This is a genomic window from Ewingella sp. AOP8-B2-18 (assembly GCF_052376015.1).
Classification (GTDB): Bacteria; Pseudomonadota; Gammaproteobacteria; order Enterobacterales; family Enterobacteriaceae; genus Ewingella; species Ewingella allii.
In genome coordinates this window covers 29,712-46,371 of sequence record NZ_JBQSVB010000015.1, presented here as the reverse complement: position 1 = coordinate 46,371, position 16,660 = coordinate 29,712, and the positions used below count along the sequence as shown (strand labels likewise).

Sequence of the window (16,660 nt, the reverse complement as noted above, 5' to 3'; positions counted from 1 at the left end):
TTATTCAACCTTCTGATAGGAGGCGAAAGAAGCCACGTACAATCCGCGCTGACGCAATCGCCTGAGCATCCGGTGCACCTTCTGTGCACTTATGCCGGCAGCGATCTCCATCCGGATTTGGGCAATTTTCTCTTCGGGTTTGATGTGGGCGGGCAGTGTGCCAATCCAGGAGTAAAGGAGCATGTTGGCCAGCTGTGTGAGCACGATTTCAGGCACAGGAACTTCGTATAAAGGATTGGTACTCAGGAAAAGCCCGTGGTCTTTAAGCAGGTGCTCCACATCGAGGGCCACCGCCAGATAAAGCGCCTCTTCCTGCCCGCCTGTATTTCCCCCGGCGTCATGCTGACCGATAACGCACGTCAGCAATGACTTTAGCCAGGCGCTAACCGCGTTCACAATGTTTGCCCTGGGCATGTTCGCGATGTCGCTCAAAGGCAACGGCTGAGTATGCGCGAAAAGACCACCCCGCATCATCGTCATGCATCGTGCCTTCCGTTTTCCCCTGGTCTAAAAGTGTCGGGATATTGACCAGCCAGTCAGCCAGCGTGTCGTTCGGGGTCGTTCGGATCCCCTGAAGCAGGATGGCAAGGTGTTCTTGCGTACCGTCCCAGTCAATGCTTAACGGCGTAAACTCACGGGCAAAAGTGCCTGCTTGTGTTTCGCCGCCATAGGGGTCTGCAAAAAAGGAGTTCCCCTCAGGCGTGACGCGATAACGAAGACGCCAACTGACAGAACCGCGACTTGCGCCCGCAATATGCACGTCTTCATCACCTGTGATGTGCCCCGCCCTCAAACGGTCGGCGAGTTCACGCAAAACGGGGGGTAAATCAGTACGGGCAGTTTCCGGCTTCATCTCCACCAACAAGACCATTTGCTTTAATGGCCAGGCTTGTCTGAACCAACCTTCAGCGACATGATGTGGCGGTGTGGGCCGCGGCTGTTCAGGCAAGATTGCAGGGACGACGGGGGGTGAGTCCGTTTTTGTCCCCCTCCTGCGTATCGAGTCATACAGTAAGTAAATGAGCAGAAACACTTCGACCAAAATAACAAACTGTGCCTGATGGCTATGAATATCGATGTTCGTCAGGCTGTCCATCACACGCTCCTTTCTTTAGACAGAGGCCCGTGACGCTGGAGTACCGTGCGAATATCGTGCTCATTCAGTGACGCCAGGATGAGCGAGGTGCGAAGCTCAGCGCTCAGGGCCAGCAGCGTCTGCAGAGCCGCGCGGATAACCACCGATTCGGTGTAAAGCGGGTGCTCTTCGGTCATGGCCCGCAGGCCGTTTTTATCGGTATCGCCCAGCCGCACGGTGGTGGCAAAGCGTTTGATGTTATCCGCGTCGTGATTGTCTTTAACGCAGTGATTCATTTCAGTGCCACCTCCTCGACCTTGAGCGTCCTGTCGTCGCGGCTGATACGTACCGGCGTATGCTCGAAGCCAAATTTTGTTGTCAGGGTGCCGTACTGGTCGAAGTACACCGGTTCATCCAGCGCATTGCTGCTGTCCCGGATATTGCCGTTCACCAGAATAACTTTGAAATTAACCTGCCCGGCCAGCTGCTGTTTCACCCACTTCATCTGCGCGGGGTTGTCGCCGTCAATGAAGTACAGGGTTTCGCTAAACGGCACTTTATCCAACGGATTGACCTGGTCACCGGCACGGGCGATCACGTTACCGCGCATATCGCGGATAGTTTCACGCACGGTAAACGTCGGATCATAGTGCAGCGTGCGGTCGGTTTTCGCCGGGGTCAGGCCCGCCACCGGATCGGGGCGAACGGCGTGGGCTTTCACCCTGGCTTCGGCTTCGCGCTGGATCCTGTCCATCTCACCGCTGTCTTTCATGCCCTGCAGGCGCTGACCGATAAAATCCAGCAGGTCAGGCTCGGCTATCGGAAACAAATGACCAATAGTGCCCAGATCCTTTGCCCCTGCTGACAGGCTAAATAAGCCTGCCAGCAGGCAGATAACCCAGCGTGATGTCATGGTGCCTCCTGCATGCGGTGGGCAATGTCAGCCTGGATCTGAGGTGTGATGTCCAGTACGGGCATCACCACCGCCGGCGGCACCAGGATCAGGTCACCGTGCGCCTGTTGCCAGTCATTCAGGCTGGCTTTAAGCGCCTGATCAAACCGGGTGGTCAACACCCGTGCGCTGTTCTCATCCAGCTGCTTTTTAGCCGACTGCTGCATAAACAGATCGATGGTGCCCTTCATGTCAAAGACCACTGTCCGGCGCTGAAATTGTTGAGCGACCAGTGCGCTGATACCGGCACACACCGTGACCAGCAGCAGTGTCAGCAACAGTGCCACCGCCCCAGCCCGCACGAATTTCTTGTTGAAAAAACCGGCCTTACTGGCCGGTGTGATGCTGATGCCCTGCCTGACGTTTTGCGCGTCGATATCGGTTTCATTCACGGTTGATTTCCTCGGTTTCTTTCACACGCAACCCTGCCCAAATTTCCAGCTCGCGGATTTCGTCCTGATACATGTCGGGTTCAGAGGCCAGCAGGTAGGCCGCCTCTTCACTGGTGGCCCCCGCATCCTGCGCCTCGCTCATGTACTGGAAATCCTGCCCGCGCGTACTGAACATCGCCCGCGTGACCGGATCGACGAAAACGCGATGGAAGGAACTGTTTTCCCCGGTCGAAATCATCACCGAACTGAAGCCCGTTTCTTTCGCCGGCTGGAAGCCGCGAATGACCTGCGTTTCCAGCTCGGTAAATTGGTCAGGGTTGGCATTGAGGTAGGTTTTAAAGGCTTTGGCATCCTGCAACAGCGTCACCTTCGTCCCGCTACAATCCCAGGCTGCGGCCGCCGCCGGCGGTGCGGCCTGGTCTTTGGTCCCGGTGAAGTCCTTAATCCCCTGCGTGATGGTGATGAAGGCCCCACGGTGGCGACGCACCGTCCGGTAGCCGGTTTCGATAAAGCGTGCAGCATGCGGGTTAGAGCCGCTGAACAGACGCCAGGCTTCGTCGATAATGGCCACTTTTTTCAGGTCACGCGGCGAGTGGTACATTTTTTCCTGTATGGCCAGAATGAGCGAATACAGGATGGCGGACAGCAGGTGTGGCTGGTTTTCCAGGCTCAGCAACTCCAGCACGGCAAAGCGTGTTTCGCCATCGAGCGTCGGATTATCGGAGTTGAAGTACTCCCCGTTCGCCCCCCAGGTACACCAGCGGTCGAGCAGCAGAACCAGCTCGTTAATACGGTCACGGATGGTCGGCTGGGATTCGTAAGTGGTGGTGACTTCTTGCGAAATCATGTACGCCACCACGTCATCAATACGGGCTTTGTTGGCTTTCGCTTCCCAGGCCGCGACCACGCCTTTGAGCAGAATGGTTTCGCTGACCTTATCCAGCGGCTCGTTAGGGCTGGCCAGTACGGTCAGCAAGCCAGTGATGCCTTCTGCCGACTCTTTAATGTCCACCACGTTCGCAAAGGGGTTAAAGCGCAGAGTGGCACCGTCCAGGTATTTCCCGCCGGCTTGTTTACAGAAGTTTTTGTAGCTCGCCCCCATGTCGATAACCCAGGCGAAGCCGTGGGAGTTCAGCACCTGCCGCAGGATTTCCTGAATAAAAAAGCTTTTGCCCGCGCCGGTGGTCCCCGTCACCGCAATGTTGTAGTTAGTGCTACCACTGGTTTCGCTGAACATATCGAAAAATGCCAGCTGGTTACGGTAGGTCGGCAACGGACTGCCTATCGGTGACATTTGCCGCTCAGCCACCACCGGCATCAGGTTGACGGCGTTAAAGCTTTTACAACGCAGCGTCGAACCCATCACCACCATGTCTTCCCACAGCCCCTCCTGCATCATGAAGGGGAAGGAGCTGATCCAGTTTCGCAACTGCTGAAAGCGCGGGGCGGAGATTTCCAGATCATTTTTGCGAAAGACGTTGATGGCCGCCAGTTCACACGACTGTTGTTCGCTGGCGTCATCCGGCGTGAACAGGGTCAGGTTCAGCGAGAAATTGCACATGGCAATTTCGTTACTGGCCAGCCCCTGCCGCAGGTCTCGCCATTCCTCATACGCCCGCTGGGTGCCGGGGAAAAGCTTGGCGTAGGATGTACCGGCTTTCTTACCCAGGTCCTGCTCTTTACGAAACGCGTCGTTCTGGCTTTTTACCTGATCTTCCACGGATACCGTCCAGCTGAGGATGAACGGACAGGGAATACCCAGATCGGGAAAACGCATGTTCTGCAGATTGTCTGACGCCTGCCAGAGCGCAAACCTCGCCGGGGCTTTAGTCAGTTGCATATTCACAATACGGGTGCTGGCGACGGCGGTATCGCGGCTGTCTCCGAGGATTCGGTCCTCAGGCTGACGCGCGGTGGTCAACCGCAGATAGCCCGGACGCACTTCCATTTCGGTACTGTGGTCGACGCACTGGCGGTGCAGTTCCTGGTCGGTGTTCCAGTGATCGGGACTGCGGGTCACCTGTCCCGGCCGGTAGTTAAGCTGTTCCCGCATGATCGACAGAAATTCCGGGGCACCAACGCGGCGGGTTTCCATATGGGCCGCCATCAGTGAGACGCGCAGCGTCTCCCGCAGTTGCACAACGGCGTCCATCGCCCGGATACCGCCTCGCCCTGAGCGGGCATACACCAGAAACACGCGGTAGTTACGCAGATAAAGCGGGTATTCCCGGTCATTACTGAGTCCCTTCAGGGCCGCCCGCTCCCAGTAGGCTTTGGTGATGGCATTAAGCGGTTTCGCCATGCTGCCTTTCCACATATCCTTACTGAGGCCATTGTCGAGCATCTCACCCACACACTTACTGGCCACCATCAGCACGGTCACCGGCGTTTTGCGGGACATTTTTTTGCGCAACAGGTCATCGAGCGCCTGCACAACCTGCTGATTGGCCCCGGCCAGCGGGGCCACTTCCATGATGAAGCCGATGGATCGGCTGTTGATAAACAGTTCGGTTTTTTCATCATACATACGGTAGGGCAACAGGCTGGTGATGGACGGATAGCTCAGGCTTTGCTGCAACATGTCGGCCGCCATCTTTGCCCCGCCTTCATCTTTACTGCCGGCAAAAATGTTAGCCAGCTGGTCTAACCAGGAATCGCTCATGACGCCCCCATTTTTTCAAAGCGTTGTGAATAACAAATAGGATGCGGGGATGACGCAGGCACAGGCTGCGCGTCAATAAATTCGGGCGTTAAGGTCCGCTTCATTGGCCTCATTCCCCTTCACTGATCACGCGAAAATCGGCATCCCAGCGGGATTTGTTCTTCACGAACTCGACCACGGCGGGCTGATGGAAGCTGTCTTGCTCATCCACCCAGGGGGCGATCCACAGACGCTGCGTGGCATCGGGAATACGACGGGCGTCCACCTGTCCCGGACCGGCATAGTCAGCCGGCGTGATGGGGCGGATGGCCGAGAGAGATCGGGTGTTACTGCCTGCGACCGGAATGGTTGATGCCCGCAGCATGGCGTCGTTATTGGATACTGGCGTGCCGGCTATCGGCCGGGGGGCCAGACCGGCGACGCTGATGGGACGGTCAGGCGACACGTTGGGTTTGATGTTTGTTGTGGGAGCCAGTGACTCAGCGGCAGGCTTTGGGACGGTTTGCGCCTCCGCCGTCAGGTCGTCCAGGCTTTTGCCTTTGGCGGCCAGGTGACTGGCGTCTGACATGGACAGGCATTGATCAGTGGCTGTCTTGTTACAGTCGAAATCGGAATTCATACCGGCGCAGCCGGTCAGCATGCCGCACAGCAGCACGACAGGAAGGACTTTGAACATGGTGTTTACTCCGGATGCGGCGATGCCGCCGTTTGTGAAAGAAAAAATGAGTGAATGGTAGGCAGTGCAGTGGGGGGACTTTCTGTGTTCTGAATTACGGGTGCGCGATTCTTAGGTTAACGGGATAGTACATATGCGGGATTTGCGGGCAGAAGGCCGAACATTTCTTCATATCGTTGCACCAGGCGGCGGAGCGTATATGCTTCTGTTTCCGTTTTCTTCAGGTTTTGACGCAAATGGTCACACTCGCTGGCTAGCCGCGACTTTTCCCTGACCGCTTTTCGGACGACCTTTTTAGCGCCTTCTGGATCAGCAAATTTCGCCAATGCATAAGCCAGCATATCCAGTTCAAAACGCAGGTCTGTCGGATGTTGCCAGAACGGCGACAACTGGTGCCCCAGATACCCGCATGCGAGACAGCCACAAATATGACCGGCCTTCACCCTGACATGTCCGCGTGTGTTCACCCACAGCAGCCCCCAACGGTCGGGAAGATCATCAAGGCCGATTAAACCTTCCGGACAAATGTAATACCGGTAAGTGCCCATGCCCGTTATCTCGCCACTGCGGTGGGGTTTTGCCCGGTCAGCCAGAAAATCAGAGCGGCTGACCTTGGACTCCACCACCACCGAACCGCCGTCAAAACCCCACCGGTACGCAAAGACATCGGCGCGCTCACCACCGTACAGTCCGCCTACTTCCGTTAATGCCACCTGACAGCCGGGGCCGTTACCGCTCGCCGGACGCTTACACCACTTCGCCGCAATCGCGTTCAGTTCGTCATGGGTCATACGCCATAAACCTCGTATAACTTTGCCGCCACTCCCCCCGTTAACACGCAGCAGGCTTCTATCAAAAAGAGTGCGTTGATATCGTCAGCGTTTAATACCGGGAGACGCCAGGCCACGATGATCCAAAAGGTAAAACCCAACAGGCCCAACACGAGGGGGAACCCGAGTGCAGTCAGAATGATTTTTCCGTTGAATGATTTTCGTCTGCCGGCGAAGAAAACACTGAAAAGATAAATACTCCCCAAAAGCAGCGTGCACCGCCATATGCTCCATTCTGCCCGTATATGCGCGAACTGATTGATAGCGGCCCAGCCGCCAAAATAGGCGATAAACGCCAGGGCAAGAATGGCAAAGGGCCACCGGTTGTGCTTACTCAGCATCATCATAGTCTTCCCTATTCGTTGTGCTAATACTGCACGAATTGAAACATTCGGCCCCACACGGCACTCCCGAGTGAAATAATGCAATGCGTCATTAAAATATCGTTAATAAGGGATGGGCCGAGGTCAGGTAATTTCCAGGTGACAAAGGCACACAGCACAAACAAGACAGCCAGCACGCCCCAGAGCGCGACCATTATGCAGAGCGTATTGATGACCGAAAAATCAATTGCGCTGGCATAAATCAGAAACAGATAAATTGCGCCGACAACGAGGGCAAAGCGCCAATCACTCCAGTCTGCCGGTGTTGTTTGGTGTAATTCGTATGCCCATGTGCCATAAAATCCGAGGGTTATCAGACAAAGGATGACATAGGGAATACGGTTGTTTTTACAATCACTCAGAAACATCATGTTCTCCTCAATATTCCGAAGTTGAGGTCATTCAGATTAGCCGGGTAGTAAGCAGCGCAGATGTGGGGGAACCACCAGATAAAACGTCTTGTGACGTGCTGATTTCCCTAGCGTATGAAGGATAAAAATTGACTAAAGGCTTTCTACAATTCCTCCACAAATGACGCCATAACCTTCAATCAGGAACAGAGCCGCGACATCATCCGGTCTTAACTCGGGAAGCCGCCAGTAAATGACGACGACACCCAACAGCCATATCAGCCCTAAGAGCAGCGGAATAATGGATGCAACCAAGACGGTAAAAACGTCGAAATACTTATCCCTTGCGACGAAGTAAACCCAGACTAAAAAAAGGCTTCCTACAAGAAGATAACCCCGCCACCTCGGCCAGTTAACCTGCATCTGCGCATGCTGATTGATATACGCCCAGAGGTTAAAATAGGCGATAAACCCCAGGACAAGAATGGCAAAGGGCAACCGGTTGTGTTTACTCAGCATCATCATGTTCTCCTCAATATTCCGAAGGGCAGGCTTCCGGCCCACTGACTGGCTGCGTCGCGTTCCCGGCGTCAGCATCAGACTGGCCGTGCTCAAGTTTTTCAATGTCACTGAGCAGTGCCGACAACTCACAGGATGACGCTTTGCGCTTCCAGGCCTGGCGGTAACGCACTTTTAATGCGCCGAGCCGGATACGTTGTTCCCGATTTTTCACCACGTTTCCCCCTTTTTATGCCGCAGCTCCCCGCCCCAACACCCGGACACGCAGCGTTTCCGGTGCCCGGCGCCCGCTGACCGGCACCCGTACAACCTGATTCATCAGCGTCAGCATCAGCATGGCTCGCCTGGCTCCGTTGGGTTCGTCCCAAACGGCTTCCAGCCCTTCAAACACCCCGCTGAGCACCTCCACCCGGTCACCGTGCACCGGCATAGTCGGTGCAGGTGACAGGCAGTCATGGGTTTTGAGCCGCTCCACCACCGCATCGGGCACCACTGATGGCATGCCGCCAAAACTGATTAAGGACGACACCCCCCTTGTGCTTTTGATGGTGGTGGTGTGAATAACCTCCGGATCAAAACGCACGAAGATGTAACCGGGGAAAAGTGCCTGAGGTGACACCGTTTTAATCAGCGGGCTGCCGAGTAACATGGGGGTGATGACTTGTGCCGTATAAAGCGGCAGGAAACAGGTCACCCCCTGATTGTCCAAATGCTGTTGTGCGCGTTTTTCCTGTGCATACTGCGTCTGTGCCACGTACCAGTGTTCCATATCCCCTCCCCCTGTCAGTTAATGGTATCGCCCAGCTTCAGCTGGCTCGCCTGACGCAACACGTCATCAGGATTGAGGACGGCGGCGCGGGTGACGTTATTCACCTGCGTGGAGGCATTACCGGCCACCTGCTGCACGTTGTTCTGTGCGTCCCCTTTTTTGTCTTTATCCGCTTCAATGTCTTCAATGGTTTCCAGACGGAAGCCCTGCTGGAAGACCACGGTCACGCTGTTGCCCGCGCCGATGTCAATCACCGGATGATACTGCTCAGCCCGTTTTATCCAGTACTGGCTGAGCGTGTCAGCCGCCTTGCTGGCACCGCCGCCAATCCCCTGCTTAAACACATCGCCGGCACCCACTGACGCCGTAGCCCCCAGTCCGACTGACGGCGTTGCGGCTGACTTGATGCCTTCCCCGAAGCCAGAGAGCAGCCCTGCCATACCGGCGTAGCCGATGATCTGACCGTTACGCATCACCGGCTTGCCGCGAATACCCTGCTTGCCCTGATAGGCCACGTGTCCGTCAAACGGCATGTCGATATGCTTGCCGTTTTTCAGGATGCAGCTGATGTTTTTGGTTCTGACCTCACCGCGTTCGCTGGAGATGTCCCCCCAGATTTCGCCGGTGACGCGGCACTGGTCCATGTTGTAGGTTTTACCGTTGGGCATGGAGACATCACCAATCAGGGTGATGACCACGGGAGAGGTGTTCTGCTGACCGGTCACGCTGGCGTTGGCATCGGCCCCTTCAATCATTACCGCTTCCGAGAAGGAGCCGGACGGTATCCACGGCAGTTTGGTTTTCCTGGCCTGCAGTGAGGTATAGCTGAAAGTTTTACTGGTCATGCCCCCCAGATGGCCCGAGCCGGTGCCGGGGTAAAAACCGGCACCCTGTCCCTGACCCTGCCCCGGATAAAACTGACTGCCCTGCCCGCCCCCCGGCCCACGGTTGGGGTCGGTGACGTTCCACTGCGCGGGGCTGGCCGGGCCGGTGGCAACCGGGCCGTTTGTGCCTGCACCGGGACCGTTGGCTGTCCCGGATGGCGGTGCGCCGGGCACGGGCGCAGAAGGCGGCTGACTTTGCAGCTTACTCATGGCGTCCATGATTTTAGAAAGCTGTTGCTTGAGGGCTTCGTTTTGCTGCTGCTGGTCGGTTTTGAGCTGGTTCACGCTGCTTTCCAGCGCCGAGGTTTTGTTTTGCTGCTGGGCCAGCGCCGCCGTGGCCAGGTTGTCGGTAAAGGAGCTGGTGACCACGCCGCCGGTCATATCGACAGCTTTGGGTTTGGTCGGGTTCTTCAGCGCTGTCTGATGGTGGGCATACGCCCATATCCCGCCCCCGACGCCGAGGGCCACCGCGACACACACGCCGGTCATGACCCACTGCTTGCGGCGGGTCGTGGTGTTGATGTTGCTCATACCCCGCCCTCCGTTGCCGTGGAGAAGATAACCCACACGTACCCTTCACCGCCGGCGTAAAGGTTATGGGTGGACAACATCACGGCACGGACACCCTTCTGCCAGAACTGTTTCTCTGACAGCGATCGCGTGATGTAGCCAGTGTTTTTCATGCGATAGCGCATGACCAGCAGGTGCGAGCCGACCAGCTGGCGTTCAGGGGTCAGCAGGACGCCCGGCATCGGATTGTAGGCGGGTCCGCGCGCCGCTTTGGCTTCGGTATAGCTGTCAGGCACGCCGCCGTTCACCACCGTGCGGGCCATGCTCACCAGCGTTTTCTCCCAAGGCTGGCTTTCCTCCCAGGCTTTTGCATCCGGGTTGGCCTTAAGCGGTGCTGAGGCGGGGATAAGGTGCAGCGTATGTCCGCTGCCCGGCTTTGGCGTCACGTCCAGAGAGGCGCCGATACCGCTGGCCGTTTCCAGAAAGAGCGTGAAGTTCTGGCCGGTCAGCGGCGTGATAAGCAGTGCCCCGTCTTCGGTGTTTTCCTGGGTAAAGGCCCCGTCGGGGCCGGTGACGCGGGTGATAAGCTCACCCTCAATGACAATTTTGTTCGGGCTGGTATTGCTCAGCTGCGCTTTCAGGTGCGCATCATTTTCAAATACGGTGCCCGCCGGGCCGCTGACGTCGGCCATCGCAGCCGGTACGAGGCAGAGGCCGGCGACGAACGCGGCAAGAAGTCGTGCTTTCATGCGGTTATCCCTGATGCTGTTTTGACACGGGTTGAGGGGGCTGCACTTCGGGGAAGGCGGTCAGACGGATAATGCCGTCCACATATTTCACGTTGAGCCGGTAGGCTTTATGCACATCGGGGATGTCTAGCTTCAGGCTGCCGTTAGAGGTGCTGGCAGAGAGCGTACCGCTGACGATGATGTCTCCGGTCGCCGAGTCGAACGCCTCATCCTCGATGCGAAACACCGTGGAAATGCCGTTCTTCTTGATGTAATCCGCCTCGACGGCCAGCGCTTTTTTCAGCTCAGAACGGGCTTCGGGCGGTACCCAGCGCAACAGGGCGGCGTGCTGGCTGTCAACGGTGTCAGGCGTCACGCTCAGACGTAAGTTAACAAACGAGCGCACCAGCATGTTGTTCAGGTTGGCATCCCCCTGCGACGCATCGGAGGTGAATGACCGGTCAAATAACATCGGGGTGGTGATGGTTTTTTGCGTGGTCGCAAAATGCCAGGCCATTGCGCCGGTGATGCAGGTACCCACCAGGCTCAGAGCAAGGAGCGAACCGAGTGACGCCAGAGCCAGCATCGTCACCCGGTTTCGCGTTTCTTTCACTTGATACTTCATCGTTTCTTCCTTCGGGCAGGGAAAAGGCGCCACCCGAAAGTGGCGCACACGCTACTGCATCCAGTGACGGTTGCCTGAATCAGGCACCCGCCTGAACTGCACCCGGAAAAGCACCGTTGGCAGATACCAGTAAAGAAGGTTTAAGAGCCACCATGAGCCCTGGCCTTTTTTAAGATGTCGGATAAGCAGCCACAGAACGGCACCCACGCACAGCATCACGATAAAAATGTCGCAGAAGAACCCCGTCACCCCACAGGCTAAAAGCACAAAGGCTTCCTCGGGTGGCAGTCCGGCAACGCGTTTTTGCTGATTGAGAGTTTCCGGGAATCGATATTTCAACGAGTCCTGGTCCATAGAAGGAATTAATTAATGAGGGCGAAGAAAGCGCGGGTGATAAGGATGAGCATAATAAGGCCGGCAAATACCATCGGGTTACGGGTTTTAATAAAACCGGTCACCGACACGATAATTTCCGCCACATATAACACCCACTCCACCGTCGAACCATGACCAAAAGTATCATTGGCATCCGCTTTTTGCGTGGCCATTAAATCCGTTGCGTGAACCAGGTGAGGGGAAATAACAACCGCGAGGGCCAGCGCAAAGAAAATAAGATTTCGCCGGGCGGCGGGAGACTGCGAAATAACGGGTTTAATACGGTGAGAATAAAAAGCACTAAAGTAAAATGGAAGGTTGCCGATAACCCCCTTCTGGAGATTATGTCCCCCTTCAGGCAAAGCTACCGCTACCCCTTCCGTCATACCGGAATCGGTCATCACTGATTTCATTATGAAAAACCTCGATTTAAGTAATAAAAATGTCAGCGTGCGTAAACAGACGTAACGCCCGCCTATCTTACATTGAGTCAAAAAAAAAAAAACTGTGACACATATCACAGTTTTTTCAGTTTCTAAGATATTTCTTATCATCCACCGGTAGTAGGCTCACACTCTCATTTCCTGTGTTATTTCAATCAGGCACAAAAATATGAAAGTAAAAGAGAAGATATACGAACGGCGCGGCCGCCCGAGAAAGTATACGATGGGCGAAGTGCGTTACCGCGTACTCTGGGCGCCTGAAAATCTGCTGCTGGAGTTGCGCATTGCCGCCCGCGTTCGCGGGGTCAGCATGAACGATGAGGTGGTGGGCCGGCTGATTCAGTCGCTGGATTTCACCCCGAAAAAACCCATTATTAAAACCGAGGAGGGAGAGCGATTATTAGCCCTGGCCCGTTTGTTTGATGAATTTATTCAGGCGCACCTGGATATGCTGCGGGAAAAATATGCTCAGGAAGCCACGGTGGTGGATGATAAGCGGCAGTTTGTGGCCGGTAAAATGCGACGTTTTAGCAGCAGTTTCCCGGTGAATTTAAAAAAGGACATGGAAATCAGCGCGCGGTTTAATCAGCGCAGTATGAATCAGGAAATCGTTCAGCGCCTGTTAGGGTCACTCAGTTATTTTACTGAGCAGCAGTTGCCCGAAAATGAGGAAATAAAACGACTGCGTTCGCTGGCGATGCTGTTCGATGAATTCATTGTGTCGAAGGTGGCGGTGGCGGAGAACCCGTTAACGAATAAGGAAAATAACGAATTGGGATCTTAGATATCCTGACAAGATATGCCGGGCAGCCAGCCCGGCATAAACTTCACTCTTCTGCGATAAAATGTTTTGATTCCGACCTGTCTTCGGCGGCGCTCATGCCGGAGAGGTTTCTGTCGAGCAGTTCCTCCAGTTTTTCATTCCCGATCTCACCGCGCAGCTGCAAATACATTTCTGACATCATGGCCATCATAATGCTGATACCCTCACGGCTGCCGGAAACTTTGCGCATTAAATCCCGGTTAAATCCTTCCTGGTCAAAGCTATTTCCTTCGCCCTGGTGTTTTTTCACCATCAATCCGATGTTAACCAGTTCATTGACCACGGAGGAAAAGTTCACCTCGCCGTGCGAGGCGCCGTTTTGCAACTCAATCTGCACCAGCTCCAGCACTTCCCTTTCGGTTTTTTCTTTGAAATAAATATTGCGTCTGGCCATCTCTTTTTCCTGTGTGTCCGGCAGGGGTTTATTGCCGGTGATGTTCGCGTTATTTCCCGAGGTATTAGGCAACCGCATGGGTGAGATAAAGCGAAAGGTGTTATTCTGTTGGTGGCGATTATTCTGCCGAAACTCAGTGTGTGTCAATACGGCACTGCAAATTAACCTCGTCCGTTTTGGTTTGGGTGTGTTAATCCGGCACTGTGGAAAGTTTTTATGTGTGTGGGTTAGGCACTATATGCGTTTTGAATGTGTGTTAATCAGGCACTAGTGAGATTTTCAATGTGTGTTGATTAGGCACTGCACACATTTAGATGATATTCAACCCATTGATAAACAGTCTTACACACCATCAGCACACCAGATAGTGCTGGATGCAGTGCCGGATTAACACACAATCAGACACCTTGATAACACACCATTCAGCACTGCAAGGTGTGCTAATTAGCACACACTTTCCGGGATACTTGTAAAAATACATTAAAAATCACGGTTAACGCCATGAATTATAACAATAAAACCGCAAGATGAAATCTTGCGTGGGGTGTGATGTAAGTTGTAAGAAAAAGCGGCCTGGTGAAATATCCCTATTCTGTTGATTTATTTAATTCCGTGGTGACATCAGAAGGCGTTCGCAGAGCGCCCTGTGCGCGTCTGTAACTAATTATCTTGCATCGGGAAAGGTGAAAGCGTATTTTCGCCAGAAATCACGCCGCGCTTATCCGGCGCATTCCTGGGGAATATAAAATAATGAAATGGTATGCTCTGCTTACGCTGGCGGCGGTGTTTTCTGCCCAGGCCAGCCCGGAAATTTGTTTTAACAAGGCGGGACGCGATTACGGTATTGATCCGCTTTTACTGACCGCCATTTCAATAAAAGAGTCGCGCCTGAGAATGGACGCCATTAATGACCGTAACCGTAATAAAACAGAAGATGTCTGCGGCATGCAGGTTAACAGTTCACATTATGCGGCGCTGCGAAAATTTGATATTACCCGTGAACGGTTACTGAAAGAACCCTGTACCTGTATTTACACCGGCGCCTGGGTACTCGCGCACAATTTCCGGGCTTACGGTAAAAACTGGGACAGCGTCGGGATGTATAACACCGGTCCATCACCGAAGCTCATCGCGCAGCGACGGGCCTACGCAACCGCTATTAAAAATATATATCGCATCCTGCTGGCCACACAAATGATTCAAAATAAACAAATCGCACAGCGTGACGAAAACCCGCTTCTGGCCAGGTCAACGGCATCAGCAAATACAGAAGCAAAAAGAAACAATCATTAATGCAACCACGAGGCGTGCGTATACGTTTTCTGATTTTATGGTGCGGGAGGAGAAATAATTCGAAGGGGAGAATAATATAATGACGTCAAATATCCGGCGCTTTTCGATTGCGCCGGACAGATAAACCGCTACCATTCAAAAACATCGTACCCGTCAAGAGTATCAGCGTCCGGGTCAAAACAGATCATCCCGATTTGATGTTGTTTGCGCATACAAAACACCAACTTCCTCACGGGCTTTGAAATCCCCATTTCTTTTAATTTCAATACCGGATACCGGTATTCACGCAGCATTAAAAGATAGCCATAGCCGGTGTCAAATACCCAGGGGAATTTTTCGTTGACGTATTGCGATAAAATTTCTCCATCGCCCGGCGTTATATGTGCCGTGCTGCATGTCATGCCGTGAATCTTTTCCATACTGTTGACCTTATGCACAGGGAGAGCGAACACTCTCCCTAATTTAAATGCAAAATGTTACGCCTTCATTTTTTTAAACTGTTCGGCAATCATCCACAGTGCACGGTTTAATTTCACGTCGCCGTCAATCCCGTTAACCGCCCGCGTCGTGGTGCGTTTTCCTTTTTCGCTGCGACCGGTTAATCCCCCCTTAATCATATTTTCCTGCACCCGCTGAAAGGTCACCCATAAATCATTCTGGCAGTCTTCGCGGCGGCGTGGCATTAATACACTGGCCGGGGTCACCGGGATTTTTTTATCCTCTTCTCCGTAGCGATACATGAGCGCCGCCTGGGCGAACAGGTCTTGTTCGTCACGGTTGAGGGGGATCTCTTTCATGATGTTCATGTGCTCATCGACTTTGTCAAAGATGCCGAGTACCTCATACGCCCCCTCAATAACCTGCCCGGTCACATCGCCTTTGTGGGGGACACGCACCTCGCCAAAGTCCTCACCGCACACCATGCCGTTCGAACAAACAAAGCGGAAAATTCCCGGCAGCATCTGATAACTGCTGCTGCCGTCGTGTGAATTGAGCAGGATAATTTCCGGCACTTCGCAGCCGTTGATTTGATTTTCGCGGCGCAGCCGCAGCATGTGTTTGGTGTGGCCTTTCCGGGCTTCATCCCGCACGCGGGTCTGACAGGCAAAGAACGGCTGAAAGCCTTCTTTGCGCAGGCTGTCGAGCAGCTGAATGGTCGGAATATAGGTATAACGGTCACTGCGGGAGCCGTGTTTTTCTTCTGAAAACACGCTCGGGACGACGCTGGCCAACTCGTCATTGGTCAGCGGACGGTCGCGGCGGATCTGATTTTTGGCACCAAAGCGGGACGCTAAACGCATAATATTATCCTCGATGTTGATCATGTTGTTGGGTCAGGTGTGAGTCATGAAAAGCGCGCCGGGCAGCTGACGTTCACCGCCCGGCAAAGACGCTATTCCTCTTCAAACAGTTCATTGCGCAGGTCGCAATAGGCGTTTGCGGTGCGGACAACTTCCTCGTCCGTGAGCGTCAGGCCTTTCTTTTCCGCCGCCTGCAAAAACACCGTCTGGTCTTTTTCCGGCAGGCGTTTCAGGTGCGCGACGGCGCTGGAAATCAGGGTGTACTCGTAAATTTCGGCATGCTGGCCGCAGGTGTTGCCTGCATAAATTTCCAGCCGGGAAATCACCACGTCGGCGCGGATCACATCAAACGGATGAGACGACGAAATGTCAGTAATGAAACCGTCCCTGCGCAGCGAGGTGGTTTTCGCCCCCCATCTTTCGGAAGATTCAGGAGCGGCGGTCTTGACGTTTTGTGTGTGCATTCTTCAGGTCTCCTTCGGGTTAATGGTCATCTCTCGGTGAGTTCTTTCGCGGCAAAGGGCGAAGTAGCGACGACGGACGGGGGAACGCAAGGGCGCCGCAGGCGTGCATTTCACCCTTGCGTTAACCTGGGCGGCGGTGCTACACCCAGCCCTCCGCGTAAGGGCTTGCCGCGAGATGGATAACCGCATCCGGCAGAATGCACACACCCGAC

24 protein-coding genes are annotated in these 16,660 nt (G+C 54.4%); 2 read left to right on the top strand and 22 right to left on the bottom strand.

All coding sequences use genetic code 11. The annotated features are described in order from the left end of the window. From ACT3RR_RS20870 to ACT3RR_RS20785, 18 genes are all read right to left on the bottom strand, one after another. Complete coding sequence (locus ACT3RR_RS20870; RefSeq protein ID WP_448313529.1) at positions 1-396, bottom strand: hypothetical protein; 396 nt, start codon at positions 394-396, stop codon at positions 1-3. Further along, a complete protein-coding gene (locus ACT3RR_RS20865) occupies positions 383-1,096 on the bottom strand; it encodes a hypothetical protein (protein ID WP_448313530.1) in 714 nt (237 codons plus the stop codon). Before ACT3RR_RS20865 ends, ACT3RR_RS20870 begins: the two co-directional genes overlap by 14 nt. Next, positions 1,096-1,371, bottom strand: coding sequence for a hypothetical protein (locus ACT3RR_RS20860; RefSeq protein ID WP_014695883.1), 276 nt, complete (start codon positions 1,369-1,371; stop codon positions 1,096-1,098). Before ACT3RR_RS20860 ends, ACT3RR_RS20865 begins: the two co-directional genes overlap by 1 nt. Continuing rightward, entirely contained in the window at positions 1,368-1,988 is a 621-nt protein-coding gene (traW, locus tag ACT3RR_RS20855) for a type-F conjugative transfer system protein TraW (RefSeq protein ID WP_377434709.1), read from the bottom strand. The genes ACT3RR_RS20860 and traW overlap by 4 nt, the downstream gene beginning before the upstream one ends. Then, on the bottom strand, positions 1,985-2,419 hold the full coding sequence (trbI, locus tag ACT3RR_RS20850; protein ID WP_213053024.1) for a type-F conjugative transfer system protein TrbI: 435 nt from the start codon (positions 2,417-2,419) through the stop codon (positions 1,985-1,987). The genes traW and trbI overlap by 4 nt, the downstream gene beginning before the upstream one ends. Further along, the gene (gene traC, locus ACT3RR_RS20845) at positions 2,412-5,081 is read right to left on the bottom strand and encodes a type IV secretion system protein TraC (protein WP_448313531.1); all 2,670 of its coding nucleotides are present in this window, start codon (positions 5,079-5,081) and stop codon (positions 2,412-2,414) included. The genes trbI and traC overlap by 8 nt, the downstream gene beginning before the upstream one ends. Before the next feature lie 109 nt (positions 5,082-5,190). Then, positions 5,191-5,757 (bottom strand): type IV conjugative transfer system lipoprotein TraV, encoded by a 567-nt coding sequence (gene traV / locus ACT3RR_RS20840; RefSeq protein WP_448313532.1) that lies wholly within the window; start codon positions 5,755-5,757, stop codon positions 5,191-5,193. A gap of 116 nt (positions 5,758-5,873) precedes the next feature. Further along, positions 5,874-6,548 (bottom strand): adenylosuccinate synthase, encoded by a 675-nt coding sequence (locus tag ACT3RR_RS20835; protein WP_448313533.1) that lies wholly within the window; start codon positions 6,546-6,548, stop codon positions 5,874-5,876. Continuing rightward, the gene (locus tag ACT3RR_RS20830) at positions 6,545-6,934 is read right to left on the bottom strand and encodes a hypothetical protein (RefSeq protein WP_448313534.1); all 390 of its coding nucleotides are present in this window, start codon (positions 6,932-6,934) and stop codon (positions 6,545-6,547) included. The genes ACT3RR_RS20835 and ACT3RR_RS20830 overlap by 4 nt, the downstream gene beginning before the upstream one ends. Positions 6,935-6,954: 20 nt before the next feature. Continuing rightward, on the bottom strand, positions 6,955-7,341 hold the full coding sequence (locus tag ACT3RR_RS20825) for a hypothetical protein (RefSeq protein WP_496201063.1): 387 nt from the start codon (positions 7,339-7,341) through the stop codon (positions 6,955-6,957). Between the two features lie 132 nt (positions 7,342-7,473). Beyond that, on the bottom strand, positions 7,474-7,845 hold the full coding sequence (locus tag ACT3RR_RS20820) for a hypothetical protein (RefSeq protein ID WP_496201062.1): 372 nt from the start codon (positions 7,843-7,845) through the stop codon (positions 7,474-7,476). A gap of 7 nt (positions 7,846-7,852) precedes the next feature. Further along, positions 7,853-8,056 (bottom strand): hypothetical protein, encoded by a 204-nt coding sequence (locus ACT3RR_RS20815; protein ID WP_200227467.1) that lies wholly within the window; start codon positions 8,054-8,056, stop codon positions 7,853-7,855. A 12-nt stretch (positions 8,057-8,068) separates the two neighbouring features. Next, positions 8,069-8,608, bottom strand: a complete 540-nt coding sequence (gene rfaH, locus ACT3RR_RS20810) for a transcription/translation regulatory transformer protein RfaH (protein WP_496201061.1) — start codon at positions 8,606-8,608, stop codon at positions 8,069-8,071. 14 nt (positions 8,609-8,622) lie between these two features. Then, the gene (traB, locus tag ACT3RR_RS20805; RefSeq protein ID WP_496201060.1) at positions 8,623-10,023 is read right to left on the bottom strand and encodes an F-type conjugal transfer pilus assembly protein TraB; all 1,401 of its coding nucleotides are present in this window, start codon (positions 10,021-10,023) and stop codon (positions 8,623-8,625) included. Then, positions 10,020-10,751 carry an F-type conjugal transfer protein TraK gene (traK, locus tag ACT3RR_RS20800; protein ID WP_448313540.1) on the bottom strand — a complete coding sequence of 244 codons (732 nt, stop codon included), beginning with the start codon at positions 10,749-10,751 and terminating at the stop codon, positions 10,020-10,022. Before traK ends, traB begins: the two co-directional genes overlap by 4 nt. A 4-nt stretch (positions 10,752-10,755) precedes the next feature. Next, on the bottom strand, positions 10,756-11,355 hold the full coding sequence (locus ACT3RR_RS20795; protein WP_113877811.1) for a TraE/TraK family type IV conjugative transfer system protein: 600 nt from the start codon (positions 11,353-11,355) through the stop codon (positions 10,756-10,758). A gap of 51 nt (positions 11,356-11,406) precedes the next feature. Next, complete coding sequence (traL, locus tag ACT3RR_RS20790; protein WP_037035618.1) at positions 11,407-11,709, bottom strand: type IV conjugative transfer system protein TraL; 303 nt, start codon at positions 11,707-11,709, stop codon at positions 11,407-11,409. A gap of 8 nt (positions 11,710-11,717) precedes the next feature. Then, positions 11,718-12,143: a type IV conjugative transfer system pilin TraA gene (locus ACT3RR_RS20785; RefSeq protein ID WP_014695870.1), complete on the bottom strand. Its 426-nt coding sequence runs from the start codon at positions 12,141-12,143 to the stop codon at positions 11,718-11,720. Between the two features lie 199 nt (positions 12,144-12,342). Between ACT3RR_RS20785 and ACT3RR_RS20780 the strand changes: the two genes are divergently transcribed. Then, entirely contained in the window at positions 12,343-12,957 is a 615-nt protein-coding gene (locus tag ACT3RR_RS20780) for an Arc family DNA-binding protein (RefSeq protein WP_496201059.1), read from the top strand. A gap of 43 nt (positions 12,958-13,000) precedes the next feature. Here ACT3RR_RS20780 and ACT3RR_RS20775 read toward each other — a convergent pair whose 3' ends face one another. Continuing rightward, on the bottom strand, positions 13,001-13,390 hold the full coding sequence (locus tag ACT3RR_RS20775; protein WP_496201072.1) for a relaxosome protein TraM: 390 nt from the start codon (positions 13,388-13,390) through the stop codon (positions 13,001-13,003). A gap of 750 nt (positions 13,391-14,140) precedes the next feature. On the opposite strand from ACT3RR_RS20775, the gene ACT3RR_RS20770 reads away from it, so the two are divergent. Further along, a complete protein-coding gene (locus ACT3RR_RS20770; RefSeq protein WP_496201058.1) occupies positions 14,141-14,683 on the top strand; it encodes a lytic transglycosylase domain-containing protein in 543 nt (180 codons plus the stop codon). 128 nt (positions 14,684-14,811) lie between these two features. Here ACT3RR_RS20770 and ACT3RR_RS20765 read toward each other — a convergent pair whose 3' ends face one another. From ACT3RR_RS20765 to ACT3RR_RS20755, 3 genes are all read right to left on the bottom strand, one after another. Beyond that, positions 14,812-15,102, bottom strand: coding sequence for a DUF5983 family protein (locus ACT3RR_RS20765; protein ID WP_200227449.1), 291 nt, complete (start codon positions 15,100-15,102; stop codon positions 14,812-14,814). 57 nt (positions 15,103-15,159) lie between these two features. Further along, a complete protein-coding gene (locus tag ACT3RR_RS20760) occupies positions 15,160-15,984 on the bottom strand; it encodes a DUF932 domain-containing protein (protein WP_454834645.1) in 825 nt (274 codons plus the stop codon). A gap of 92 nt (positions 15,985-16,076) precedes the next feature. Further along, positions 16,077-16,448, bottom strand: a complete 372-nt coding sequence (locus ACT3RR_RS20755) for a hypothetical protein (protein ID WP_421589735.1) — start codon at positions 16,446-16,448, stop codon at positions 16,077-16,079. Between the last annotated feature and the right edge of the window lie 212 nt (positions 16,449-16,660).